Consider the following 25,715-nt stretch of genomic DNA (forward strand, 5'->3'; position numbering starts at 1 on the left):
GGTGTTCCCTGTTAAGAGTTCCCTGTTCCCTTGCCCCAACGACAATTTTTAACGCCTACCTACTTAATCCTGTATTCTCAGTTATTATTTATTATCCTTAATTTATTATGTTGTATGCGTAACTCAAAAAGATTTGCTTTCATCGGTAGACTGTTAAAATTTTCGCAATTTGTTGATAAGTTTGCTGATAAATTGGGATGGTTATCAAATTGGCTGGTTTTACTCACCATTGGCGTTGGTTTCTTGAATGTTGTCGCCCGTTATATGGGGCGCTTTATTGGCGTTCAATTATCTTCTAATGCCTTATTAGAACTGCAATGGTATTTATTTTCTCTCACGTTCTTATTAGGCTTTGTTTATATTTTACGTCATGGAGAAAATGTCCGTGTTGATTTTCTTTATGCCAATATGAATGAAAAAAAACGTGCATTAGTTGATTTTATCGGGACAATTTTATTTTTAATTCCCTTTTGTATCATTGGTATATGGGTTACATTTAACCCAGTATTACAATCTTGGGGAAGATTAAGTAATGGTAGTTGGGGAACGTGGGAAATATCTTCTGATGCCAATGGTTTACCCCGCGCACCGATTAAAACTGTTGTTCCCATAGCGTTATTATTGCTGCTTTTACAAAGTATTTCTCAAACAATTAAATATTTAGCAGTATTATTAGGCTATCAACAAGTAGCAGAACAAATTCGTTTAGAAACTTCAGAAAATATCAATATTGAATAGGGGAAAATATGGGTTTTGAATGGTTAGCTATTTTAATGTTTGTTGGCTTTTTCTTGATTTTAATGAGTGGCTATCCTGTCGCCTTTTCTTTTGCGGGAACAGCCATTATTTTTGGACTAATTGGTACAGCAGTCGGGGCTTTTAATCCTGCACGTCTTCTCCTATTACCTAATAGTTGGTTCGGCACAATGTCGAATTTTACTCTATTAGCAATTCCCTTTTTTGTCTTTCTCGGTGCAGTTTTAGAAAAATCAGGATTAGCCGAAGAATTATTAGAAACAATTGGTATTCTTTTTAGTCGTGTTCGGGGGGGGTTGGCCTTAGCAGTCGTTTTAGTGGGAACTGTTTTAGCCGCCACAACTGGAGTAGTTGCCGCTACAGTAATTGTCATGGGAATGTTATCATTACCTGTAATGATCCGCTATGGCTATGATAAGAAATTAGCGGCAGGGGTGATAGTTGCTTCTGGAACTTTAGCCCAATTAATTCCTCCCAGTTTAGTATTAGTAATTCTCAGTGATCAAATTGGTGTTTCCGTTGGTGATTTATTTTTAGGAGCATTAATTCCTGGATTAATGTTATCTGGTTCTTATATTCTCTATATTTTGGGACTAGCTTTTTTTCAACCCGAAAAAGTGCCACTTATTCCTGATGATGTAGAAATTCCTCAAGGTAGTAAATTAATTAAACAAGTTTTTAAAGCCGTTATTCCACCTATTCTCTTAATTTTTGCGGTCTTAGGAAGCATTTTTTTTGGTGTGGCTACTCCCACGGAAGCAGGTGCAGTTGGTGCGGTTGGGGCTTGTGTGCTGGCTGCTTTTAATAAACGTTTAACACCCCAATTAATTCGTGATGCAGCCCATTCCACAGCCATAATTACCGCCTTAGTGGTGATGATTTTATTCTGTTCTTCAATGTTTAGTTTAGTATTTGATGCTTTAGGTGGCAAAACTCTGATTACTAATTTATTAACGGGTTTACCTGGAGGATATTGGGGATTTATAATTGTGAGTAATTTAGCAATTTTTGCTCTGGGAGTTTTTCTAGAATTTATTGAAATTTGCTTCATTGCTATGCCTTTATTTGTGCCTGCTGCCCAGGCTTTAAATATTGATATGGTCTGGTATGGTGTGGTAATGGCAATTAATTTACAAACTGCTTTTATTTCTCCACCTGTGGGCTTTTCTTTGTTTTATTTACAAAGTGTTGCCCCTAAAGAGTTAAGTACATTTGATATTCATAAAAGTGCAATTCCTTTTATGATTTTACAGTTTATTGTGTTGTTAATTGTAATTGCTTTCCCCCAAACAGTTCGCTGGTTAATTGATATTTCGGCAACGTAAGGATTTAGTTATAAGCATCTTTTTTGTGGAGTTCTCTAACTTGTCACCAACGCCCATGTTTTGTATATCATATAAAACGATAGAGTAAAAAGTATAAAATTTACAAAAAACCGTTATGTCACTAAAACGCTTTATTATTGAAATGGGAATGGGTATAGACCAGCACGGACAAGAACCGACGGTAGCAGCAGCAAGAGCAGTCAGAAATGCGATCGCTCACAATGCCCTTCTTGGTATTATGGAAGTAGCTGGTTTAACAGATCCTAATGAGATGATTGTGGAAGTTAAAGTTGCAGTTCCCTACCCGGAACAAGTACGGGAAGCAGATGTATTAGCTGTTCTTCCCTTTGGTAAAAAAACTCTGATATTAGAAGCAGGAGGAATGGTAGTAGATGGTTTAGCTATTGCTTCTTTGAACGATAAAAATGATGAAATGTTGATAGCTGTAGCGGCAGTTACAGTTTTTGTAGAAACTAAATAATTGAAGTCAATAAGTTGATTTTATCTGGATTTTGTGCGTTAAACAGTTAACTACAGAAACTCGCATTTGGTTTCTAGAAAATAAAAACAGATTATGGCAATCTGAAGAAATGTTAACTGCACTTGATGAAGATTAACGATTGCCAAAAATACTTTTTTTAAGTAGGATATATACATTTTGTATCCTACTTATTTACTAAAGAAGTATGTTAATTAAAATTCTCAATACTCAGCTTTTATTATTTGGTCTTTCTTGTAGTTTAGGTTTAATAATTCTGGTTTTAGATCAATCTAATATGGCTTTAGCAGAAACTATAGCAAAATCTTCTGATTTCACAACTACTCAGCAAATAGTTGTAGATCAAAAAGAATTTGGTGTGAAAATAATTAACTCAAATGGAAAAGTCAATTTTTTCCCCACTAACAAAGTTCCTTTAAAACAAGGTGATGCTTATGGATGGAGAATTAAACTGGATAATTATCAAGGTCAAGTCAAATGGCGGGAAGTTTTAACTTTACCAAAACCTCCTGAAATTTGGATCACACAAGATGATAAAAATTTCTCGATATCAAAAGATGGAAAAACAGCAATTTCCCAGCGTACAACCACACCTGTGAATGGTATAATCGAAAATTTCTGGACTATTTACCCTGGTGATCCTGTGGGTCAACATCAAATACAAGTCTATATTGATGAACGTTTGATTGCTACTTTTGAATTTGAAATTGTGCCATTTTAAAATTGCAGTTTTGTGTTAGATATAAACATAGTATCTTTTTTACACAATAATTATGTCAACCACATCTTACATTTTTCTGGCTGGTGCAAGTCGCGGTGTTGGAAAAGAAATTGCTAAATATTTGATAGAAAAACAAATTCCAGTTAAAGCACTTTTAAGAACGGAAGCTGCTGCTGTTGAACTAAAAACAATGGGTATTTATCCAGTTTTAGGAGATGCGTTAAATGTAACTGATGTTGAACAAGGAATTTTGGGAAATGAACCTATTCAAGCTGTTATCAGTACATTAGGTGGTTTACCAACAGATAATATTAAACCTGATTATATTGGCAATAAAAACCTCATTGATGCAGCAGTTAAAGCAGGAGTACAAAAGTTTATTTTGGTAACTTCTATTGGTAGTGGTAATAGTGTTGTAGCTATGCCTCCGCAAGCTTTAGAAGCACTGAAACCAGTTTTAATTGAAAAAGAAAAAGCTGAACAATATCTAATTTCCAGTGGACTTAACTATACAATTATCCGTCCTGGTGGTTTAAAATCAGAACCAGCAACTAACAACGGAATTATCACGGAAAACCCCCATATTGTTGGTAGTATTCATCGCGCAGACGTGGCCGAATTAGTTTGTCGCTGTTTAAATTCTCCTAATACTAATAATAAGATTTTCTCAGCCATAGATCGGAATATGGTATACCCAGGATTACCGGATTTTGTGGAATTTAATTTGGATTAACATGACTTCGACAAAAATAATTTGACCCCTTTGATAAACCTCTCCTCGCACCTTGTGAAGGGGAGGCACAACTTACGCAAGTGTCACACCAAAAATCTGTTTATTTGCAGGATTTATGCAGTCTGACGCGGTTGGTAAGCTTGTCGAACCACACCCTACCAATGTGCTGAAAGCTTTTCAGTGTCTAAGTTTTACTTCATAGCCTAATAGTATTGTTTATGACTATGGTTAATTATAAAGCTCTGACACTGGAAGCAGAATCTTGTTGTAATGCTAAGGATGCAATAGTTTTTGCTTGCATCATTGTTAATCTAGTAATTTCTTGTTTAAGTGGGGCTATGGCTTGGGGATTAACACTTAATTCATCTAAACCCAAACCTAATAAAATTGAGGTACTCATAATATCAGCAGCCAATTCTCCACATAAGCCTACCCAGATATTTGCTGCATGGGCAACTTGCACTGTTTGCTGAATCATGCGTAATACAGCAGGTTGTAAGGCATCAGCTAAATTTGCTACTCTGGGATTATTGCGATCGCCCGCCATGACATACTGACTTAAATCATTAGTCCCAATACTAAAAAATTGTACTTCCTTGGCTAACTGATCAGCGATCGCTACTGCGGCGGGTGTCTCAATCATAATTCCCACTTCCATATTTTCATCAAAGGGGATTTTCTCTTGGCGCAATTCCCCCCGCACCTGGGCTAAAATTACCTTCGCTGCTCTGACTTCTGTTAAAGTAGCAATCATCGGCAACATAATTTTAATATTATTGCCAGCACTGGCGCGTAAAATTGCCCTCAAATGAGTTTTAAACAATTGCGGATTTTCTAAACAAAATCGTATTCCCCTCACTCCCAAAAAAGGATTCGCTTCTGTAACCCCCGTACTCATATAAGGAAGCGGTTTATCTCCACCCACATCAAGAGTACGAATAATTAAAGGCCGATTTTCCAGAACCTTGGCAATAGACTGATATACTTTTAACTGCTCTTCTTCATTTGGCAATCTGTCACTATCAAAGTATAAAAACTCAGTCCGCAGCAGTCCTACCCCTTCCGCCCCATGACTAATTGCTACTTGAGCATCCGCAATACTATTGATATTACTTAAAACCGTAATTCGTTTTCCATCCAGAGTAATAGCTGGTTGATGTGCCTGTTTTCGTGTTTGAACTTGGGCAGTTTGCCAAGCTTGAGCTTTAGCTTCTAAAGCCTTTAAAATTCCAGGTTCTGGACTAATCCAAGCTTTGCCACTCTCTCCATCCAAGCCTATTAAAGTACCATTTTCTACCTTTAATATCTGGGCATCTACACCCAAAACCGCCGGGATTCCCAAGGTGCGGGCAATAATAGCACTATGTGAAGTAGCACTACCATAAGTCGTACAAATACCTAAGACTTTCTGAGGATCTAATCTTGCAGTATCAGAAGGAGTTAAGTCTTGAGCCAGAATGATGGATGGTGTGGTGATTTCCAAAGGTGGTGGAGCATTTCCTAGTAAAATTCGTAACACTCTCCTCCCCACATCTACCAAATCATCTACCCGTTCTTGTAAATAAGCATCCTCAAGTTGTTGATAAGAGTTGGCAACTTCATCTACTACTTCTTGCCAAACTGCTTCTGCATTAATACGTTTTTGAATAATTCGCTGATGTGCAGCTTCTAGTAATACGGGATCTTCTAAAAATAGCAAATGGGCATCAAAAATTGCTGCTTCGGCATCACCAATTTGCACATAAGTATGGGATAATAGGGTTTGAATTTCCTCTTTAGCTATTTGAATCGCTTCCTGTAGTCTTTGCCATTCTATTTCTAAATTTTCTATGTGATATTGGTTAATAGAAATGGGTACAGACTCATAATGAATTGCTGGAGCAATGGCTATTCCCCCCGAAGCACCAATTCCCACCAGTTCTCCTTCCGTCGCTGGAGTTACTTCCTGGGGTACAACTCGCCGAACTTTCACAGCACTATCATCTTCACCAAAATTATTGACAATTAAGGCTTGTAATGCCGTCAAAGCGGCTTGAGCATCTGCACCGATGGCGGTAATGAGTAATTCATGGCCTTGACGTGCGCCCAAAGTGGCCACTTGATTAATGCTGTCACTGCGAACTGCTGCTGTGCCTCTTGTGATATTTTGTACTTGAATTTGGGATTTATAGCGAGATGCTGTCGCTACAAATTGGGCGGCTGGTCGGGCGTGTAAACCTAAGCGGTTCTTGATAGTGAGGCGAATTTCTCGATAGTTGTCAGTTCCTACACCCTGTTTTTTGGCTAAAGGGCAGGTGTGGGGCTTAAGGTGATCGGCACTACCTAATAATGCGGCTTTCCCTAATAATGCTCCCTGGGCTTCAGCAATAACTGTGGGGATATTATTCCCAGCAGCAGCAGAAACAGCCGCCGCTATTGTCCCCTCTACTAAAGGTGCTGAACATAAATATACTTTAGAACGTTTGTCTAAATCGAGTAATTCTAAAGCCATTTCCGTACTCATGACGGCACTACCTAAATCCATTAATATTAAAACACCATGATCTGAAAATACAGAATTAATTGCTGCATATACCTGCATTGGATCTGTACCCAGAGGATTTTCAGGATCTTCTATCCCCGCCGCAATGGCTATGGGAACTGTGTCATGAACCATTTGCATGGCTAGTTCCCGCACTCCCACAGCTAATTGTTGACTGTGAGAGACTATAACTAACGATATGATTCCCATATTTCCTTTATTCTACTACTGCTATTAAGAATTGAGCTTTTAGGATCAAAATACGGAGAATTTCTGACTATAGATAATGTTATATTTTTAACTGTGAATAAGTACATCTAGATTGATTGTTTCGACATCTACTTTCATGTTATCAACTTAGCAATTACCACCCTCAATTTTGAAGATTCACTTAATATTAGGGGTAGTTGTTGACTGTTCACTGATAACTGATAACCGTTCACTGTCATCTATCCGTTGGTAATTTGGGGTGTTCTTCTGAATATTTGCTAACTAGGGCAGAAATTTCTGGGTTATAAAGTCGGAGATAATTCCAGTAGTTACCGAATACTTGACGGACGTAGTTTCTGGTTTCATCAAAAGGAATTTCTTCGACAAATTCATCTGGATCTTTTTTGGGTATGGTTTGCAGCCATTTGGCGACGTTACCCGGGCCTGCATTATAACTAGCGATCGCTAACATGGAATTATTACTATACTGTTGATGGGTATAATCAAGATACCAAGTCCCCAACATGATGTTATCATTAGGATTTTCTAGACTGATTTTTTTAAAATCTACACCAATTTTTGGGGCTATCCAGGCTCCTGTGCTAGGCATAACTTGCATTAAACCAGTTGCACCGACGGGAGATTTAATTTTTGATTGGAAACGTGATTCTTGCCGCATCAAAGCTGTCACTAATAAAGGATTTAGTTGACGGGAAGTAGACCATTTTTCAATTTCTTTAAAATAGGGAAAGGGATAACGAGCTTGCCAATAAATGCTTTGTTGACTTAAAGCTTGATATTCCGCTTTTTCAGTGGGTGTTTCTCGATCTTCTAATTTGGCAATTTTATCAATACCAATCAGATAGTCACCTTTTGTTAATCTCATTAAACCTTCTGTAAATTGTTCAGCTACAGTAGGCTGATTTTTCTTTTTAAATTCTGTTTCCCATTGATACCAAGCATCACGATCTTGTCCCAGTAAATATAATTCATGGAAAGTCTCAGAACCGGCTGGAGGAACTGGACGTTGGGGGGGGATAATTGTCGGGTTCATCGCGCGCAGATTGTCAAAATTACCCACATTCAAACCCAAAATACTCGCAGATCGCCAGGCATAATAGGACTGAGGAAATTCACTAATGACAGATTTGTAAGCGGTCATAGCTTCCTGTTGCCTACCTAGCATCATTGACCATTTACCAATCCAAAAACCGGCTCTGGGGGCTAAAATGTTGCTTTTGTTATTAACAGTGATTGGGTGCGCCCATTGCCACGCACCTAAATAATCATTATTTTTAGCTTTAGTTTCGGCTCTTTTCCAGCGAAATTCTGCTGCTTCATCGGTTTGGCTGTATTTACCTAGTAATATTTTCCAGGTATTATTAGCGCCTTGATTATCCTTGAGATTGTCGAGTAAAGTAGCTTTTTTAACTAATGCTTGTGGAGCTTGTTCAGGAAATTTGTTAATAATTTGATCAAGATAGGGGATGGAGTCTTTACTTTTGGTAATGTCTGATAATCTTAATAGGGCTATACCTGTTTCTTTAGCGGTAGGAAATTTTTGTAGGAGTTGTTTATAAACAGCGATCGCTTGATCTTGTTCTTTATTTAATTGTAATCCTCTGGCAATGCGATAGAGACTAGTCGCTGTTTTGGGGGCTTGAATATAAGCATTTTTAGCTTTGGTGAATTCATTATTGTCCCAGTAAACTGAACCTATCAATTCCCAGTCTGTGGGTTGCAGTCCTGGTTGTTTAACTAATTGATCCAATACCCCAATAATACCAGGTTCGTCACTGGCATATTTAGCCAAGACTAATTTTAATTGAGGTTGATTAGGATTTTGTTTTAAGCGGTTGCGAATAATTTCCCAGGTGAGGGGATGGGAGGGAAATTGGGCGATCGCTTTGTCTTGTAGCTTAGGTTGAGCGATCGCATAGATAGCTTTAACTACCGCCGCTTCTTGAGGATATTCTCGGAGTACCTTTTGCCGTACATCGGAAGCTTGCCTATCTTTGCCTAAAAGATCATAAGCTTGAGCTTGTTTGAGTAAAATATAAGGACCTAAAGCAGGATAGTCTTTTTCTAGTCCTGTCAATAAACTCAGAGCTTTCTCCCCTTGAGAAGTTTCTACATAATCACTAGCTAACAGATAACGAGCGCGTTCTCGATCTGGGGAACTGCCTTTATCAGCAATTTCCGTGAGTTTTATTAATCTTTCTGGTACAGATTGAGACAATAGAGAAAATACAACTGACTTAACCTTGTTAGCCTCAGATAGTTTTTCTGGCTTACTCTGACTCAAGTTCAACCATTTGCCAGCTTGGGGGGCTGACACTATTGCTCCGGCTAAAAAGGCACATAGTCCAGCACCAGCAAGCAGATAAATTTGTGTTTTCTGTAGTTTTTTCAACATTGATACTCGCTGATTGCCTAGCGTCTCACAAAGAAAGTTGCTAATTCATACTCTTTGCAACTTTAACATTAGGGTAACACCCATGACCAACTTTTACGGCTGTGATGGTCCAGTTTCCGCCAAGTTGGAGAAATATAATCTTTAGGACTTACGCATTGACAGGATCAACCAAATATGAGGTATGGGTTTCGGGCATTTTAACGTGATTTTTTAATTATTTTTGGGCGATAGTGAAGCGCTGCTGCAAGCAGTTCGCTATTGATCGGAAGTTAATCGCCAAAAGCCTGAAACGACGGATTTTCGTTCATGCACATCATGGTGAATTTGTACAGTGCGTAAGTCCTAATAACTTACTCATTGAGAAAAAATAATATACAGCAGTTCCCGGTGTTATGAGGTACAGCCTTGAATGATGAAAACACTGTCGGCATACTATGGCTAACGCCACGCTACGCGAAGGACAAGCTCAGTACAAGTCTTGCCCGCTATGTGTACCTCATAATAGAAGGATGCTACTATTAAATATTGAAACTCCTTAAAGGTAAATTTAAGTCGTGAAATCAACTTTATATCTCAAGGCTAAAGTTTTGCCAGGAAATAAAATTGAAATTGAAACTCCCGACCTTATCGTAGGACAAACTGTGGAAGTGGTGATACTAATCCCAAATGATACTCCTGATTCTGTGGAAAAGCAATCTCTTTCTTTAGAACAACGTATAGCTTTCTTAAAGTTACCAATGGCTGAACGTAGACGCATTCTTGAAAGTCAGACTGAAACCATGATTACTCATTATCAACAAGATTTGGAATGGAAGGAGTTAATGTCAGGTGACATCATTGACTACTAACCGTGATCTGCCTAAGCGTGGAGAAATTTGGTTAGTTAATTTTGATCCTACTATTGGGGCAGAAATTAGGAAAGTGCGTCCTGCTGTCGTCATTAGCTCTGATGCGGTAGGTAAACTTCCCATTAAACTTATTGCTCCTGTTACAGACTGGAAAACATATTTTTTACAAAATTTCTGGAACGTAAAAATTGAACCTGACACTACAAATAGTTTGACGAAAATTTCTGCAATTGACGTTTTACAACTGAGGGGTGTAGATTTACAAAGATTCATTCGCAAACTTGGTGATGTTTCTGAGATGAAAATGTCAGAAATTAATGCGGCAATTCTTGCTGTTATTGAATGGGAGTTTTGATTATATCAGCGATCGCTTATAATACATACTTGATATAATACGTAAATTTTTGTAAATTTGCTACTATTAAATATTGCAAATGAATAAAATGATACTGTTTAATTATACTTAATAAATAAGTAAGTACGTAAGACACAAGCGAGAAAAGGTTGTATCCAATATATTTTTTGTATCTGTAATTGGAGTTTAGACTAAATCTTTTCTTGTAGGCTCAATCCCTTGCTGTATAAGGTTTATGACTTACAAGACGTAAAATAACTTGGAAACCTGAATATCCTGAGACGGTTTACTTCGTCTCCATCCAATTATCACCCGCACGCACATCAACCACCAAAGGTACACTTAAACTAACCGCATTTTCCATCATTGACTTAATTTGTGGTTGCAATTCTTCCCACTCTTGAGGAGGAACTTCAAACACTAATTCATCATGCACTTGTAACAACAAACGCGCTTCATAATTCTTTAAAACCTCATGTAATTGCACCATGGCAATTTTAATAATATCCGCACTTGAACCTTGAATTGGTGCATTTGCAGCAGAACGTAATAAACCCGCATCAATAGCACCCAAATTTTTTAACTTACTCACATCAATTTCTTCAAAACTTCTACCTTTTAACTCTTGTAAACTTTTGGTAGTAAAATCAAAATACCGTCTCCTTCCTAAAATAGTTTCTACATAACCTTGAGAAATAGCTTGTTTTTTCACACTTTCTAAATATGCAAATACCAACGGATATCTTTGATTAAACCGCTTAATAAATTCATTTGCATTAGCTTTATCAACACCCGTTGAACGTGCAAACTTCAAAGAACCCATTCCATAAATCACACCAAAATTAATGGTTTTTGCAAAACGTCTTTCTTCTGATGTCACTTCCTCTTTTTCAAAAACTAATTTTGCAGTGACAGTATGAATATCTTCATTATTTTGATAAGCTTCGATTAATACAGGTTCTTGACTCAAATGGGCTAAAATTCTTAACTCAATTTGCGAATAGTCAGCAGCAACCATTAACCAACCAGACTCAGGTAAAAATGCCTTTCTAATTTGACGACTAAACGCGGTACGAATGGGAATATTTTGTAAATTGGGATTAGAAGAAGATAACCGACCGGTTGCAGTTGCAGTTTGATTAAAATTAGTATGAATTCTGTGGGTTTTTGGATGTACTAATTCTGGTAAAGCATCTACATAGGTAGATTTTAATTTTGATAAAGTCCGATTTTCAATAATTAAATCTACAAAACCAGTATCATCAACTTCCTGGAGTTTTTCTAAAGTTGCTGCATCAGTAGAAAAACCTGTTTGAATTTTCCGGGAGTATTTGGTACTTAAACCGAGTTTTTCAAACAAAATATAACTCAGTTGTTTGGGAGAACCTAAATTAAATGTTTCTCTAGCAATTTCTGTTGCTTGTATTTCTAATTTTCCTAATTCAGATTCTAATTGTTGAGATAATTCTTGTAAATACTCAGAATTAATTCTCACTCCTGTATATTCAATTTCCGCTAATACTACTTCTAGCGGTTGTTCCACTTCTACCAAGAGTTTATTTAAAGCGGGTACTTTTGCTAATTCATCCCGCAATTTACCAACTAATTGAAATGTAGCATAAACTTGAGTACCACAGTAATAAGCTACTTTATTAATAGTAATATCAGAAATATTTTTTTGTGGTTCTTTTTTCCCAGTTTTGGGGACAATATCATTATATTCTGTAAGTTGTAAACCCAAATGTCTTAAAGATAAATCACTTAAATTATGGGTATGATCAGGATTTAGCAAATAACTTGCTAACATCGTATCAAATACTACACCTGCCAACCTAACTCCCTGACATTTAAAAATCAACCTATCAAATTTTGCATTTTGAAAACTTTTGGGATAATCTGCACTTTCTAAAATTGCACGCAGTTCTGATAAAACTAAATCTGATTTTAGATTATTACCGATTTTATGACCAACGGGAATATAAGCAGTTTCATTTTCTCCTATTCCCCAACAACAACCAATTCCCACTAAATCTGCATCTCTGGGATCTAAATCTGTAGTTTCTGTATCCCAAGCAACGGGATTTTCTGGGTTAGTGCATTGTTTGAGAATGCTAACTAATTCTCTTAATTTATCTTCTGTATCAATGATGCGAATTTGAATTGATGACTCTGGTAATTTTTCTGCGTTAGCTGTGTCTTCTGCACTAAAAAACCATAAATCATTATCTTCTTCTTCAATTTTATTAGTTTCTTCGGTTTTTGTTTCTGGAACTTCACCGCCAAATTTTTGCTGTAGTTCGTTAATTTGTTCGATAAATTTCTTAAATTCTAATTTTTCTAAAATCGGAATTAAATTAGTAGTATTAAAACCTATTAATTGACAATCTTCTAAATTTACTTCTAGCGGTACATCTACAATTATCTTAGCTAAATATTGAGAATGAAGCGCATCTTCTTTACCCGCAATCAATTTTTTCTGAGTTGCACCTATAATTTCATCTAATTTTGTGTAAATTTCTTCTAAAGAATTATAGGTATTTAATAATTTTACTGCTGTTTTTTCCCCAATTCCTTTAACTCCAGGAATATTATCAGATGTATCACCACAGAGAGCTTTAAAATCTACAATTTGTGTAGGTAAAACACCTAATTTTTCTTTAACTTGTTCTGTTTGAAATTCTGTGATACTATTTGTTGAACGTTTTAAAGCTTCAGGACTAAAATTTAAAACGGTAATGCCTTTTTTTTCATCAATTAATTGAAATAAATCCCTATCTCCTGATAAAATCTTGACTCGATAACCAGCCGCAGATGCTTTTTGTGCTAAAGTTCCTAAAACATCATCCGCTTCATAACCTGGTTGTGTAATAATCGGTATATTTAAAGCTGTTAATAAATCATTCAGGTTTTCTACATCGGGAATAAAATCTTCCGGTGTTTCTGCCCTATTCGCTTTATAATTATCATCTGCTTCATGACGAAATGTAGGCGCAGCTAAATCAAATGCTACAGCAATTGCTTCTGGTTGTTCCGCTTTCATTACTTCCAACAAGCATTTAATAAATCCAAAACAGACGCTAGTAGGAATACCCGCTTTTGTACGCAGTCCACCTCCTCTACTTTTAGAAAAAGCAAAGTAGGAACGAAATGCTAGTGAGTGTCCATCTACAAGGATGATGGTAGGATTTGTTTTAGTTAAAGAATCTGAAATCACTGAATTAGCTGAATTTGGGAACATAGACCTATTTTAGAGTAGGGGCGAAGCATTCGGACGGAAAATCAATGGTTTCAACGATAGGTTATCGCCCGAATGCTTCACTCTTTTACTGGAACTTCAATGCTGGGGAATTTATGCACAAAGCATCTACTGATAATCAAGAGATTAAATTATTAGTTTTAGATATAGATGGGACTATTGCCGGACATTCTAATCATATTAATGGCAGAGTTCAAGAAGTTATTTCTGCGGTGCAAGCAAAAGGGGTTAAGGTGGCAATAGCGACGGGAAGAATGTACTGTTCTGCTTTGCGGTTTCATCAAGAAATTGGTTCTACTCTACCGTTAGTCGCTTATCAAGGTGCTTGGATTCAAGATCCCAATACTGGTAAAATTCACCGTCATTTACCTGTATCTAGGGAAATTGCCTACAAGTTACTAGAATACTTTGAACAGCCAGATTTGCGATCGCTTCTCTCAGTCCATTTTTACATCAATGATCAGCTTTACGTGCGGGAAATAACCCAAGAAACCGCAAGTTATCAAGAACGCTGTGGTGTGACTGCTATTCCCGTCGGTGATTTACGCCAAGTATTATTAAATTATGAACCGACTAAAGTTTTAGCTTTGTGTGATGACGCAAATTTAATTCAACAACTTTTAGCTAATTTACGTCGTCAATATCCACCCACAGAAGTATATATGACTACATCTGTGGCCACGTTCCTGGAAGTAGCTAATACTGATGTAAATAAAGGCAATGCTGTCCGTTACCTAGCGGAAGAAATGCTAGGTTTAGAAAGTCATCAAGTGATGACGATTGGTGATAACTTCAATGATGTAGAAATGCTCAGTTATGCTGGCATTGGTGTGGCCATGGGTGATGCACCTGCGGAAGTTAAAGCACTAGCTGATTGGATAGCACCTAATGTAGAGTCAGATGGTGCAGCAGTTGCCATAGAAAAATTCTTACTGAACTAATACCCACTCATCAGAAAAGACACCGACGACTGGCCGTGTTTCGTCTCGGTGCCTTTACTGGTTCGCTCCTCACACATCCTATATTTTAGCCAAGGATATTTATTGTGTCAAGAGATTTTTTCAAAGATTTTTTAAAGTTTTCTAGGGGCAATAATTCCCAATTTATCTTCTAATAGAGACTTTAAAACCAACTGAGTCGCCATTACTAATCCTAATCTCGCTTGTGCCAATTCTAGAGAATTGATTTTTACTTCCCCCCAAATTCGACAACTACCCCAAAACTTCTCAAAAGCTTGACTTAATTTTTCACCCGCTTTTTCCCAATTAATTGAATTATAATTAGTTATAGCCAAATTATCTACTAATCTGACTAATTGGTAAATTAAAAAACTCTCATCAATGTGTTGAAGATAAAGCTTTTGATCACCATCGAGCCAAGGTATAGATTGTACAGAATTTTCTATACCTGTAGGTGTGGGTGTGCATTGAATTAATCCTTCCTGGTGTCCCTGTCGTAATAAAGAACAACAACGTGCGTGAGCGTATTGAATAGTAAAACAATTTGGTGACAGATGATCACCATAATTATTTACAAAGTCTCTAGTTTGCGGGGAAATGATGAGAGTTTGTAACCAAGCTGCCAAAGTAGAGTCAAAGAGTTGTAGATGAATTTCACCAGGGGGGACGATTTTGATAGAAAATAGATGATTACTGTGCTGGGATAAATACTGGGCAATGTCTTTGGTAACAGTGGCTATGATCTGAGAAATTTCCATAGCAGGTGAATTATGAGATTTTGATATCCCTAGTTCCACCTTAGAGATATATAAAATTTTTTGATTGTATCCTCCTTGATATACAGGAACTTTTTTCACTTCTATGCCTGCTATTTTCCCATTATTGGTAAAATTACCGGATGCGACATCTAAATATTGAGTTATTAACTGTTTAATAGCTTTATTTTGGATAAAAAGTAGTTGAGGATACACGTATTTTTTTGTAGAAAATTTATGGGGTGCATCATTCTATCCTGTTCCATCTGCCTTGAGGTAGAAGTTTAATCTATGTAAAGAAAAATGAGAGTAGGATAAAATTTGATGAATAATGTATAAAAGATGGGTAAATTTTACTACCCTCGTTGTACAGTAGGAAGTATAAGAAAAAATAGAAAGCAATTTAGCTTTTTATTCTTATCGGAGGGCTGGCGCTGTAGGGCGTTATGCCTACCCCATTAACACAAAGACACTCCTTACACTTTTCTTATTTCGTCTTTGTTTTCAGCCACACGTTCTTTGTTAATTATGCAATCTCCATCCTCCTTTTCCGAAGCTTCACGTCCTTTCTTGACTTGGCAACGTATTCTTGACTGGGCCCAAGAACACTACCGTTGCCGCACCTTCAGTAAAGATGAGCGCATTCCAGCTAGACCTGGTTTACTCTATTTAGTCCAAAGGGGTGCTATCCGCATGGTAGGAACTGCCCAAGTTAGTGCTACCGCCAGTCAGTTAACTTCCCGACGCATTAACAGAACTCCAGAAGAAGCTTTTTTGGGTTTTGTTGGTGCAGGACAACCCTTTGAAATTGTCGCCCAGTCTCCATTCACACTCCAGTCCTACGCCCACGTTGACCAAACAGCAGTTCTGTGGATGTACTGGCATGACCTAGACAACTGGCCTCACTTCCGTCGTGAAGTTATGGATGCTTTTAGATATCAGCATCAACGCAAGTTGCTCTGGTTAAGCGCTTTGGGACAACGCCGCACAATTGACAGACTTTTAGGATTTCTCACCTTACTGATTGAGGAGTATGGAGAGCCAGCCATGAGTGAAACTGATCCTGATGTCATTCGTGGTTATTGCTTACCTTTCCCCCTTACCCATGCCCAAATTGGTAGCGCCATTGGTTCTACCCGTGTGACTGTCACTCGCTTAATGGGTAAATTACGTCAACGCGGCTTAATCCTTACCCAAGGAGATAATCTGATTTGCTTACCTGCAGAATCTATCAATAGAGCCAGCTAAAGGGTAGTTGGAATCTCTAATGAGTAGCAGATTAATCAATGTTGGCTGAGATTTTGCCACTCTCGGATACACCAATGGCAGGTATCAGTGGATCTTTGCCAACGCTGTTGGTGTAATTAGTTACTGAACCTGCTCCTAATCTTTACTAAGTCTGTTTGACCACCACAAACAGATTTTGGGTAATCGGGTATAAAATAATATGTCTTGAGTTCCTTGGTTATGAATGCTCATAGGGCTAGATCGGCAAATTGGGGCCATCCACCAGGTTCCAATTATTGATCTTGCCTGGTTCAAAAATGAACAGGGAACAGGGAACAGTCAACAGGGAATAGGAAACTATATTTCCCACACTTTAATATATTTATCCCCACTAGAACTACATAAAGTCTTGTCATCACGACTTAATGCTAGTCCATAAATTCCTCCGCCGTGTCCTTTGAGTTCCTTGACGGGATCACCTGTTTTTATGTCGCGCAATATGATTTCTCTATCTAAACCACAATGTAAAAATTACTAACTTTTAAAAAGATAATTTTAATATTTTTCTCTTTAACATTTAGTAGCATTGGGATCTTCAAATTCTCCAGGTTCACGAACAAGAAATTGATTTAAAATCACCTTACCTGAAGGATCTATAACTTCTAATCTTATCAATTCTGGTTGAACTATTTGCCAAGAAACGCGATACTTATATTTATTATTAGTCCAAGTAAAAACAGGACGCGCTTTAGTACCTGATGCTTTCGCACCTATTAAACAGAGTTTTTTACCTGTTTTTAAATTTAAGTTTTTGTAGTAATATTGACCTTTAGTTTGCCAAAGCGTTAAATGCCAATTACGCGGTTGTCCCTCAACATCAAAAAATTCTCCCTCTGGAAAAGCAAGATTAGCTACAGCTTGACTCTGAATGGAAATATCTGCAACTATGGGTAAAGAAAAACCCAATGCTAAGGAGATAGCTATTCTTTTAATTTGCATATTTTTACCTCGAAGATTACAAGTCACGGAAGAATGAATCACGTTCCTGTAGCGTCCCGTAGGGATATGACACAAAGGAAAGAGACTTTCAAAGAAATTTTGCGTAAGTTCTGTTAAAGTTAGTGTACAATAATATTATAATCTATAAATTAACACATTGGTGATAGTTATGTTAGAACAAATGTTGTTAGTGGCTTTTGCTCAAGCTCAAGCAATTTTAGAAATTGAACAACAAAAAAAACAGCATCAAAATACTGTAGAATCATTATTAGATTTCCTGAAAACATCTCCAGCATGGGCAGGAGACGATTTTGAAGAATGTTTAGAATATGTCAATCAAGTAAGGAAAGAGTGAAGTTAGGGTGTATCTGCTAGACACAAATCATTGTAGTTTTATTATTATTCAAAAAGACTTAACCTGCATACAAAAGTTAACCTCACTGCCCAAAGAAACAGAAATATTTATCAACGCCATTATATATGGTGAATTGATATTAATGGCAGAAAAGTCAAACCAAAGAGAAGAAAATATACAAATAGTTAATCGGTTTAGTCAAAGTTTAACAAAGATACATCCCATAGATGAAGAAACATCTCAAATTTATGGTCAATTTCATGCAGAAATAATTAATACTTATGCTCCTAAAGAAAAGGAAAAAAGAAGAAAATTTAAAATCAAAGATGCAGGAATACATCCCAATGATTTGTGGATAGCTTGTACAGCAATACAACACGATTTAATTATTGTATCTCAAGATAACGATTTTAAACAGATGAGTAAAGTAAGACCTCTAAAATTAGAATGTTGGAAACCTCAAAGTACATCAATTTGATTGATGTTGGGTTGCGCTTTGCTTAACTCAACCTACGGTACTATGGATTTACTTTCTTTGTATCATTTATACGTCTACAAAATAAGGAAGCCATAGCTAAATACTCAAAAGCTTTTTGAGGATCTTCATCTTCTACAATATTATGAGCTAAAACGTTTCTCACTCCTCTAGAAAATCCTTGTAATAGAGTCATAAATCCTTGTTGTTCATTATATAATGTAGGGGTTTCATTTTTATCTCAAAAATCAGCAACACCGTAATTCTGCCTTGATAGATAGAAAAGATGGAGTTTCATTTGACTCTAGAGAAGTAAATATTTTTGACACAATTGCCGAAAGTCTTCACCCCGCATTTCAAAGTTAGGATATTGGTCAAAACTAGCGCAAGCCGGAGATAATAATACTACTGAAGCTTGATATTTTTTGGCTAATTCCGCAGACATGGGTAAAGCATTTTCCATTGTTTCGACTATGTGATAATTGCTATATCCCACCTCTTCCAGCCGGTTCGCAAATGCTGGCGCTGCATTGCCAATGAGTAAGACGGCGGCGGCTTTGGCTTGAATTTGTGCTAACCAGGCGGTATCATCTCCCGCTTTGGCTTCTCCACCGGCAATTAAAATGGCGGGACTTTGTACAGAGGCTAAACCGACTTCGGCCGCGTCGTAGTTGGTGGCTTTACTATCGTTAATAAAGTCAATTCCTTGCCAAGTGCAGATATGTTCTAGGCGGTGGGGAACGCCAGGAAATTCACGGACAGCTTGAGAAATGGCGGTAATATCTATACCTGCTAATCTGGCAGCGGCGACGGACATGAGGAGATTTTGCTGGTTATGTTCCCCTACCATTCGCAATGCAGATACCTCTACAATGGCTTGGGGTGTGGGGGTGATTTTTTCTATTACCCAACCATTTTCTATATAAAAGCCTTTTTCACCTATTAGGAATTTTTCACCCTTAACGCTTGTCCAATAGGCATTTGGCCAATGATTTAATCCTAATTTGCTCAAATAAACATCATCACCATTAAATATTTGAATTTGGCAATTATGTAATAATTTGGCTTTGATATTATAGTAATTTTCTAATGTTTTGTGACGGGCTAAATGATCTGGTGTGAAGGTTGTCCAAATCCCAATCCGAGGCGCTAAAGTTACAGAAGATTCGATTTGATAACTACTAAGTTCCCCGATTATCCAATCTGGTTTTTTCGCAGATAAAGCAACTTCACAAGTAGCGTAACCAATGTTACCACAGGCGGGAGCGTTCAATGCTGCTGCTTGGAAAATGGCCGCAGTTAAGGCAGTGGTGGTGGTTTTACCATTTGTACCAGTGATTGCTACCCAAGGAATATCTTGTAAATGTCGCCAAGCGAGTTCCATTTCGCCAATAGTTTCTATACCTAGTTCTCGCGCTTTGGCTAAAATAGGAATATCCCAGGGAACTCCGGGACTGACAACTATTAGTTTGGATATATCAGAATTAGTGAATTCTGGTGTATTTCCTAGTTTAACGGTAATGTGTTCACTGGCGAGTTTTTGTTGTTGTTCGAGGAGGGCTAGGGAGGTGCTACTATCACAAAGTTCAACCTCCCAGCCTTCCTGTTTCAACAATCTTGCCGCAGCAACACCGGACTTTCCGAATCCAATAATTAACGCTTGTGGCATGGACTGTGTAGCATTTCTGGTTAAGCTTCACTATAGTAGCGTCAATTGGCAAAAATTACACCACTTTTTGTTGATTTATGCTACAAATTTTTGACGATAGCGCCAAAGTCCGCCAATACACGGGCGTGATTTCGCAATAATCCGAGCAAATTTAAGCGATTTTGCTTAATATCGGGATTTGGGTCCATAACTAAAACGCTATCTTCACCATCAAAAAATGTGCTGACGGTGGGGGTGATTTTTGCTAGTGCGGTTACTAACAGTTGATAATCCCGATTTTTCTGTGCTGCTTGGGTTTGGGGGACTAACTCAACCAAGGCGTTATAAAATGCAGATTCAGATTTTTTCTGGAATAGTTCGGGATTAATTAAAGATTGTGGTTCTAGTGCTTGTAAGTCTAGATTTCCCTGTGCTGCTAAACGGGTAGAACGGTTGACGGTTTCGTATATTTTATCTAATGTACCATCTTGGCGGATTTGTTGTAAATAGAGAGCGCGATCGCGCACATCTAATAAATCAGTTAATGCACGTTCTGTATATTCGGGATCATTTTCTCCCAGAACTGCATTTACCAAATCGTAATCTATCTGTTTTTCATCTTGTAATAAGGTGCGAATCCGTTGCAGGAAAAATTTTTCCAATTCGACTAATAAAGAACTACCATTTTTACCAAAAGTAGCGTTGAACTCACTGGTGATCTCTACCAACAAGGTTGATAAATTAATTTGCAAATTCGCTAACCAGGTAATATTAATAATTGCATTTGCGGCACGACGTAATGCAAAAGGATCTGATGAACCAGTCGGAGTACCAACTACACCAAAGATACTCACTAAAGTATCTAATCTATCCGCTAAACCGACAATTTGACCTGTGAGAGTTTGGGGGAAAATATCATCAGCGTTTCTGGGTAAATAATGCTCAAAAATCGCTTTTGCAACTTCTGGATTTTCGCCATTTGCTAAGGCGTATTTTTCGCCCATGATTCCCTGTAATTCGGGAAATTCATAGACCATTTGCGTAACTAAATCGGCTTTACAAAGTAATGCGGCTCTTTGTATATTATGGGTTTGGGCGGGATTTAATTGTAATTGAGTAGTGATTTTTTCGGCATTTTTAACTATTCTTTCGACTTTAGCACGAACTGAACCTAAATCTTCTTGAAATGTGACTTTTTCTAATTGGGGTAAATAGCTTTCTAAGGGTTTAGCTAAATCAGCTTCACAGAAAAATCTGCCGTCTGCTAAACGCGCTCGAATTACTCTGGCATTACCGACAGCGATAATATCAGCTTTGGCGGGATCTCCGTTACTAATGGTGATAAAATTGGGTAATAATTCCTGGCAATCAGCATTTTTAAAGACGGGAAAATAACGCTGATGACTTACCATAACTTCGGTAATTACTTCTTTTGGTAAGTTGAGAAATTCTGCTTCAAATTGTCCGATAACTGCTGTTGGATATTCAACTAAATTGACAACTTCTGCTAATAAATCGGGATAAATTGGGGTATATCCGCCCAATTTTTCGGCGGCGGCTTTGACTTGTTCTGTGATGACTTCGGCTCGGTTTTCTGGGGTAACATTTACATAACCGGAAGCCAATGTTTTAACATATTCTGTAGCGTGGGAAATGCTAACGGGTTTGGGGTGTAAGACTCTATGGGTGCGAGAGGTGCGATCGCTTTTAACAACTTTTGCGCCATTTTCTAATTGCAATGGTAAAATTTCCCCATCTAACAATGTGACTAACCACCGAATTGGCCGGGAAAATCTGCCGTCACCATGTCCCCAGCGCATTAACCGCTTGCCTTCTAAGTTCCAGACCCATTGGGGTATAAGTTCGGTTAAAATATCGGCGATGGGACGACCGGGAATTTGTTTGTTCACAAAAACGAAATCCCCTTTTTCTGTAGGACGAATTTCTAAAGCGGAAATATCTACACCTTGCTTACTCGCAAAACCAATGGCGGCTTTAGTAGGTTGTCCATCTTTAAAAGCTGCTTGTGCGGGTGGTCCCTTAATTTCTTCTTCTCTGTCTGGTTGTTGCGAAGGTAAACCAGTAATGAGAACTGCTAACCGACGGGGTGTTCCATAGACTTCAACCACAGCGTCGTGGAGACTTTCAGTTTCTAGGCTTTGGGGAATGCGCGATCGCCATTGTACAATAGCATCACTCAAAAAACTGGCGGGTAATTCTTCTGTACCGACCTCTAATAAAAATGCTGGCATAAGATACTGTTTTTAACTTGGCGTGGCTTAATATTAGTCAATTCCAGTATTGTACGCCAGTTCCGACTCTTGGGGAAATCTGGAATATACTACCAACACCAATTGAAGAGTATAATTGTTGATTTTTATATTCTTATCCTTGACAAGTTGTGTATAATTAAGTAATTTAGGGGAAAGATTCCATTTGTTCAAATTATACAATTTGAACAGGTGAAGCAGTTAAAAAACTGGTGTAAAGGAAAAACAAATTATGTCTCCAGAAAACAATGGTGGTGCTAAAATTCAGGCACGTTCACCAAAGCCTTCTATTGATTTGGTTACCGTTGTAGAATTACTGGCTAAAGCTATTCCTCCCAAAAACAATAGTGTAAATACTGATAAATTACATCCTGACTATAGACAAGCATTTGTTTTTGATGCTAAAAATAATCGTCTCAGGATATGTACTTCAGCAATTATGCGGAGATTATTTGGAAACAAGGATTTTAAAGCAGCTTTTCATCCCAATGAAGGTGGGGGTTTTACTCAAGATTTAATACCTCCCCGTTATGGTTCAAGGATGAGAATTGGTGGTACTTTAAAGGAAGATAATAAAGACAAATTACCTCAAGCTTTAGATCAGTTAATTTCAACTATTGATGCAGCATTACCTCCAGAAACTCAATTATCAGCTTTGTTGTTAAATGAACCAGATCAACAACTTCAACAATTAGCAAGAAAAACTGGGACTGTTTTCCAAAACCAAGCTCATAATGCAACTCTTGTACCCATAGCATTTCCTAATCAAGATACTCAGAATAATCCTGAACATAAACCGATAGCTAAAGTAATTTCTGCATTAGAAATAATAAACTCTGATGATTATTTTGTGAAGATGTCAAATGCAGTTCAAGAGTATTTAGAAAATCGGGAATTAGAAGAAGATGAAATTGAAACTTCTCTGGAAACTTTAAAATCACAAAACAATAAATTAGAAAGCCAGTTAAATCGGTTTTTAACATTCTTAGATGATGAAGCCTTAGCAAGAGTTAGATTGTTAATTACCTTGCGAATTATGATAGCAATTGCCGAACATAGTCCGACTAAACACCAGATATTAAAAGAGTATGTTCATCGGGTTAAGACATTTTTTAATGCTGCGAAAGAAGATATTTTTGAAGTTAATTTATCCGCTCATTTTGGTACTGGTGGTGATTTTGAATTATCAACATATTTGAATACCGCAAGTTTCTATTTTTGTCTATCGGTTTGGACAGAATGTGAAGCGCAAATCTTTGAAGAAAAGGGGAAAAATCAAGAAAAAACTCACTTTGGAGTGATGCGGGAAGTTATTTATCACTTTCGGATAAATGGACAAAACCCAAAAGTAGGTAAACCTGCTTTTGAAGCACGACTTGATAAAATTGAGGAAGAATTAAGTCTAAATGATGAAAATGCAATTATTCAAGAAAAATTAGTTCGTCGTCGTTTAGCTGAATTGATATTTTTAGCAATTGTTATTCCTTCTCAAATAGGAGAACATATAAGTGCAGAAGATTTATCAAATTCAGTACAGCAACTTCTGGAAAATTTAAAATCTGGCGGAAAGAACGCTGTTAAACAAGTTATAGCTGATTTGCGAAATCGTGCTAAAGTAATGCAAGCAATAGCTACATCTTTAATTGCTGTGATTAGTAGCAAAGGTGAAAAGATAATTTCTCAAGTTCAACGTCAATCTTCTCAACAATTCATCTGTGTGAAACGTGATATTATAGAATGGTCACGGTTAACAGCAGGAGCATCTGGAAATTTACTTGTTGGTGAAAAACAAGACTTAGAAACTGTGGAATGGTTTAAACATATTGAAGTTTGTGATACTCCAGAAACACCAGGACTTTTATTTTCAGTTCAGGTAAATACAGAACTTTCTGAACATAATTTAGTCCCTAAAGGTAAGCCATATTCGATTCAAGCACAAAGAAAATTATCAGAAAATATTTTACAAATTGTCTGGCTTCCTTGTAATTTTGAAAATCAACAAAATCAGTGGGAGTATAAAATATCTGTAAATTCTGCTGAAGCAAAATATTGGGCATTACCAGCAGCAATTCTTGTCGAATATGAAGCTAAAACTCTCACAAGAAGAGATAAAGATAAAGGAAGTGAAGAAAATAAACAATATCATGGGGCTGCGGTTGCAGCTTTTCAAGTATTAGTTTATTGTTGTTTATGGCGTATTATTAACAAATTGAAACAAGAAGTTAGTAATGATTTTACAACTTTAATGTTGAGATTACAAGAACAAGGAAGAAAAAGTGATGATACAAGTGGTGATGCCTATGTTTATGCAGCTTCCCAAACTTTAGAAGCAATATTAGCAGAAGATACTAATATTAGAATGCAGGGAATTGTTCTTGAAAACTTAAAAGGATCTTCATATATCAAACAGGGAATTTTTAATGCTTTATTGAGTGCATTTCCTATCTTTACAAGTACACCGAAACCCCCAACAGTTCCCAAAATTGGTTTAATTTCCTACTCAACTCGTCCCTGTGATGATTCTAGTTCATTAAATGCAGATGAGAAGAGTTATCTTTTTCTCACTCAAAGTTATATTGCTACATCTGTTTTACATCCGTTTTCTGGTTATGAATTGAAAACAGCAAGAAAACAATCTGATATTGTTGACACTCCAGAAAATTTAAAAAAGCAACGTTTAGTTCAAGAAGAAATTCGTTATCTGGAAAATCAAGGATGTCAACACATTATTTTACTTTCTCATGCTTATGGTGGGAGAAGATTTAACCGCATTGCAGATTATAATGCTGAGTTAACACCAAAAGAGTTTTTAGAAGATGTTTTTCGGACTTTTCCTGATTTAACTATTTACACTTTATTACGTGATATTTTTCCTGCAACAAGATTGCGTCAACGGGGAACAAATGAAGCTGCATTTGAGATTTTACAAGCAGGAGATTATACAAACTTCTTCCGTTCTTTAGAAAGAGTACGTAATTTGATTCCGGTTTATACTTTTGCAACTCTATTTTCAATTGAAAAAGAGAAGTGTCCACAATCGGGTTTTTGTGTGTATTTTCTAGTATCAGATCAGCGTGTGAGTAATATTAATTGGACTGAACGCGCACGTCAACATTTAATAAATCCAGAACATGAATCTAAAGTTAATTCTGATTTAATTTCTGTATTGCGTGGTTTACATTTTATTGAAGCAGAAAAAGGAGTACAAAATAGGCAACTTCTCCCAGTTTTAGATCCCTTTCCTTGGATATCTCCTGATACTGTGAAAGCTGCGGGAGATGTGCAAATTTTACATACTCCTCGCGCTGGTAAAGTATATCTAAGTTATCCCGCTTTGCTGACTCATGTTTCCCAAGTTTTACATCGGCTTCGTAAATCATAAATGTC

General features: G+C 37.2%; 20 protein-coding genes and 1 pseudogene. 12 read left to right on the forward strand and 9 right to left on the reverse strand.

Features of this window, described 5'->3' with window-relative positions; genetic code table 11:
* The first annotated feature begins 114 nt into the window (after positions 1 to 114).
* The 5 genes from CUN59_RS05065 (at position 115) to CUN59_RS05085 (ending at position 4,034) form a co-directional block, all read left to right on the forward strand.
* Complete coding sequence (locus CUN59_RS05065) at positions 115 to 738, forward strand: TRAP transporter small permease subunit (protein ID WP_207765367.1); 624 nt, start codon at positions 115 to 117, stop codon at positions 736 to 738.
* Between the two features lie 8 nt (positions 739 to 746).
* Complete coding sequence (locus CUN59_RS05070; RefSeq protein WP_104386814.1) at positions 747 to 2,081, forward strand: TRAP transporter large permease; 1,335 nt, start codon at positions 747 to 749, stop codon at positions 2,079 to 2,081.
* 115 nt (positions 2,082 to 2,196) lie between these two features.
* On the forward strand, positions 2,197 to 2,562 hold the full coding sequence (locus CUN59_RS05075) for a Lin0512 family protein (RefSeq protein WP_104386815.1): 366 nt from the start codon (positions 2,197 to 2,199) through the stop codon (positions 2,560 to 2,562).
* 205 nt (positions 2,563 to 2,767) lie between these two features.
* Positions 2,768 to 3,301: a PM0630 family protein gene (locus tag CUN59_RS05080; RefSeq protein WP_104386816.1), complete on the forward strand. Its 534-nt coding sequence runs from the start codon at positions 2,768 to 2,770 to the stop codon at positions 3,299 to 3,301.
* Positions 3,302 to 3,353: 52 nt separating this feature from the next.
* Positions 3,354 to 4,034: an SDR family oxidoreductase gene (locus tag CUN59_RS05085; protein ID WP_104386817.1), complete on the forward strand. Its 681-nt coding sequence runs from the start codon at positions 3,354 to 3,356 to the stop codon at positions 4,032 to 4,034.
* 232 nt (positions 4,035 to 4,266) lie between these two features.
* Here CUN59_RS05085 and ptsP read toward each other — a convergent pair whose 3' ends face one another.
* Positions 4,267 to 6,765: a phosphoenolpyruvate--protein phosphotransferase gene (gene ptsP, locus CUN59_RS05090; protein WP_104386818.1), complete on the reverse strand. Its 2,499-nt coding sequence runs from the start codon at positions 6,763 to 6,765 to the stop codon at positions 4,267 to 4,269.
* Positions 6,766 to 7,000: 235 nt separating this feature from the next.
* Positions 7,001 to 9,181 (reverse strand): lytic transglycosylase domain-containing protein, encoded by a 2,181-nt coding sequence (locus CUN59_RS05095; protein WP_104386819.1) that lies wholly within the window; start codon positions 9,179 to 9,181, stop codon positions 7,001 to 7,003.
* 554 nt (positions 9,182 to 9,735) lie between these two features.
* On the opposite strand from CUN59_RS05095, the gene CUN59_RS05100 reads away from it, so the two are divergent.
* The gene (locus tag CUN59_RS05100) at positions 9,736 to 10,029 is read left to right on the forward strand and encodes a hypothetical protein (RefSeq protein WP_104386820.1); all 294 of its coding nucleotides are present in this window, start codon (positions 9,736 to 9,738) and stop codon (positions 10,027 to 10,029) included.
* Positions 10,010 to 10,384 (forward strand): type II toxin-antitoxin system PemK/MazF family toxin, encoded by a 375-nt coding sequence (locus CUN59_RS05105; RefSeq protein ID WP_438501800.1) that lies wholly within the window; start codon positions 10,010 to 10,012, stop codon positions 10,382 to 10,384. The genes CUN59_RS05100 and CUN59_RS05105 overlap by 20 nt, the downstream gene beginning before the upstream one ends.
* 286 nt (positions 10,385 to 10,670) lie before the next feature.
* On the opposite strand, the gene polA is transcribed toward CUN59_RS05105, so the two are convergent.
* Entirely contained in the window at positions 10,671 to 13,622 is a 2,952-nt protein-coding gene (gene polA, locus CUN59_RS05110; RefSeq protein ID WP_165790157.1) for a DNA polymerase I, read from the reverse strand.
* A gap of 113 nt (positions 13,623 to 13,735) precedes the next feature.
* Between polA and CUN59_RS05115 the strand changes: the two genes are divergently transcribed.
* Positions 13,736 to 14,581, forward strand: coding sequence for a Cof-type HAD-IIB family hydrolase (locus CUN59_RS05115; RefSeq protein ID WP_104386822.1), 846 nt, complete (start codon positions 13,736 to 13,738; stop codon positions 14,579 to 14,581).
* Positions 14,582 to 14,712: 131 nt separating this feature from the next.
* Here the strand turns inward: CUN59_RS05115 and CUN59_RS05120 are convergent, their stop codons facing one another.
* On the reverse strand, positions 14,713 to 15,570 hold the full coding sequence (locus tag CUN59_RS05120; RefSeq protein WP_104386823.1) for a DALR anticodon-binding domain-containing protein: 858 nt from the start codon (positions 15,568 to 15,570) through the stop codon (positions 14,713 to 14,715).
* Positions 15,571 to 15,882: 312 nt separating this feature from the next.
* On the opposite strand from CUN59_RS05120, the gene CUN59_RS05125 reads away from it, so the two are divergent.
* Positions 15,883 to 16,602 carry a Crp/Fnr family transcriptional regulator gene (locus CUN59_RS05125; RefSeq protein ID WP_011318554.1) on the forward strand — a complete coding sequence of 240 codons (720 nt, stop codon included), beginning with the start codon at positions 15,883 to 15,885 and terminating at the stop codon, positions 16,600 to 16,602.
* Positions 16,603 to 16,938: 336 nt separating this feature from the next.
* Here CUN59_RS05125 and CUN59_RS05130 read toward each other — a convergent pair whose 3' ends face one another.
* Together CUN59_RS05130 and CUN59_RS05135 are read right to left on the reverse strand one after the other, a co-directional pair.
* On the reverse strand, positions 16,939 to 17,079 hold the full coding sequence (locus CUN59_RS05130) for a WD40 repeat domain-containing protein (protein ID WP_165790158.1): 141 nt from the start codon (positions 17,077 to 17,079) through the stop codon (positions 16,939 to 16,941).
* 72 nt (positions 17,080 to 17,151) lie between these two features.
* Positions 17,152 to 17,580, reverse strand: a complete 429-nt coding sequence (locus CUN59_RS05135; protein ID WP_104386826.1) for a hypothetical protein — start codon at positions 17,578 to 17,580, stop codon at positions 17,152 to 17,154.
* A 169-nt stretch (positions 17,581 to 17,749) separates the two neighbouring features.
* Between CUN59_RS05135 and CUN59_RS05140 the strand changes: the two genes are divergently transcribed.
* Positions 17,750 to 17,935: a hypothetical protein gene (locus tag CUN59_RS05140; RefSeq protein WP_104386827.1), complete on the forward strand. Its 186-nt coding sequence runs from the start codon at positions 17,750 to 17,752 to the stop codon at positions 17,933 to 17,935.
* Between the two features lie 7 nt (positions 17,936 to 17,942).
* Positions 17,943 to 18,413 carry a type II toxin-antitoxin system VapC family toxin gene (locus CUN59_RS05145; protein WP_104386828.1) on the forward strand — a complete coding sequence of 157 codons (471 nt, stop codon included), beginning with the start codon at positions 17,943 to 17,945 and terminating at the stop codon, positions 18,411 to 18,413.
* 40 nt (positions 18,414 to 18,453) lie between these two features.
* Here the strand turns inward: CUN59_RS05145 and CUN59_RS05150 are convergent.
* The 3 genes and pseudogenes from CUN59_RS05150 to glyS all read right to left on the reverse strand — a co-directional run.
* Positions 18,454 to 18,630, reverse strand: a pseudogene (locus CUN59_RS05150) (TIGR02391 family protein); the annotation flags it as partial.
* A gap of 84 nt (positions 18,631 to 18,714) precedes the next feature.
* Positions 18,715 to 20,079, reverse strand: a complete 1,365-nt coding sequence (gene murD / locus CUN59_RS05155; protein WP_104386830.1) for a UDP-N-acetylmuramoyl-L-alanine--D-glutamate ligase — start codon at positions 20,077 to 20,079, stop codon at positions 18,715 to 18,717.
* Positions 20,080 to 20,159: 80 nt separating this feature from the next.
* Positions 20,160 to 22,310: a glycine--tRNA ligase subunit beta gene (glyS, locus tag CUN59_RS05160; RefSeq protein ID WP_104386831.1), complete on the reverse strand. Its 2,151-nt coding sequence runs from the start codon at positions 22,308 to 22,310 to the stop codon at positions 20,160 to 20,162.
* A gap of 250 nt (positions 22,311 to 22,560) precedes the next feature.
* On the opposite strand from glyS, the gene CUN59_RS05165 reads away from it, so the two are divergent.
* Positions 22,561 to 25,710 (forward strand): hypothetical protein, encoded by a 3,150-nt coding sequence (locus CUN59_RS05165; protein ID WP_104386832.1) that lies wholly within the window; start codon positions 22,561 to 22,563, stop codon positions 25,708 to 25,710.
* The last annotated feature ends 5 nt before the right edge of the window (positions 25,711 to 25,715 follow it).

Source organism: Cuspidothrix issatschenkoi CHARLIE-1 (assembly GCF_002934005.1).
In the GTDB taxonomy this organism is placed as follows: Bacteria; Cyanobacteriota; Cyanobacteriia; order Cyanobacteriales; family Nostocaceae; genus Cuspidothrix; species Cuspidothrix issatschenkoi.

Coding starts and splice junctions, on each gene's coding strand:
- CUN59_RS05065 (WP_207765367.1), top strand. CDS start 115: ATGCGTAACTCAAAAAGATTTGCTTTCATCGGTAGACTGTTAAAATTT.
- CUN59_RS05085 (WP_104386817.1), top strand. CDS start 3,354: ATGTCAACCACATCTTACATTTTTCTGGCTGGTGCAAGTCGCGGTGTT.
- CUN59_RS05140 (WP_104386827.1), top strand. CDS start 17,750: ATGTTAGAACAAATGTTGTTAGTGGCTTTTGCTCAAGCTCAAGCAATT.
- CUN59_RS05115 (WP_104386822.1), top strand. CDS start 13,736: ATGCACAAAGCATCTACTGATAATCAAGAGATTAAATTATTAGTTTTA.
- glyS (WP_104386831.1), bottom strand. CDS start 22,310: ATGCCAGCATTTTTATTAGAGGTCGGTACAGAAGAATTACCCGCCAGT.
- CUN59_RS05135 (WP_104386826.1), bottom strand. CDS start 17,580: ATGCAAATTAAAAGAATAGCTATCTCCTTAGCATTGGGTTTTTCTTTA.
- CUN59_RS05075 (WP_104386815.1), top strand. CDS start 2,197: ATGTCACTAAAACGCTTTATTATTGAAATGGGAATGGGTATAGACCAG.
- ptsP (WP_104386818.1), bottom strand. CDS start 6,765: ATGGGAATCATATCGTTAGTTATAGTCTCTCACAGTCAACAATTAGCT.
- CUN59_RS05080 (WP_104386816.1), top strand. CDS start 2,768: ATGTTAATTAAAATTCTCAATACTCAGCTTTTATTATTTGGTCTTTCT.
- CUN59_RS05125 (WP_011318554.1), top strand. CDS start 15,883: ATGCAATCTCCATCCTCCTTTTCCGAAGCTTCACGTCCTTTCTTGACT.
- CUN59_RS05070 (WP_104386814.1), top strand. CDS start 747: ATGGGTTTTGAATGGTTAGCTATTTTAATGTTTGTTGGCTTTTTCTTG.
- polA (WP_165790157.1), bottom strand. CDS start 13,622: ATGTTCCCAAATTCAGCTAATTCAGTGATTTCAGATTCTTTAACTAAA.
- murD (WP_104386830.1), bottom strand. CDS start 20,079: ATGCCACAAGCGTTAATTATTGGATTCGGAAAGTCCGGTGTTGCTGCG.
- CUN59_RS05165 (WP_104386832.1), top strand. CDS start 22,561: ATGTCTCCAGAAAACAATGGTGGTGCTAAAATTCAGGCACGTTCACCA.
- CUN59_RS05095 (WP_104386819.1), bottom strand. CDS start 9,181: ATGTTGAAAAAACTACAGAAAACACAAATTTATCTGCTTGCTGGTGCT.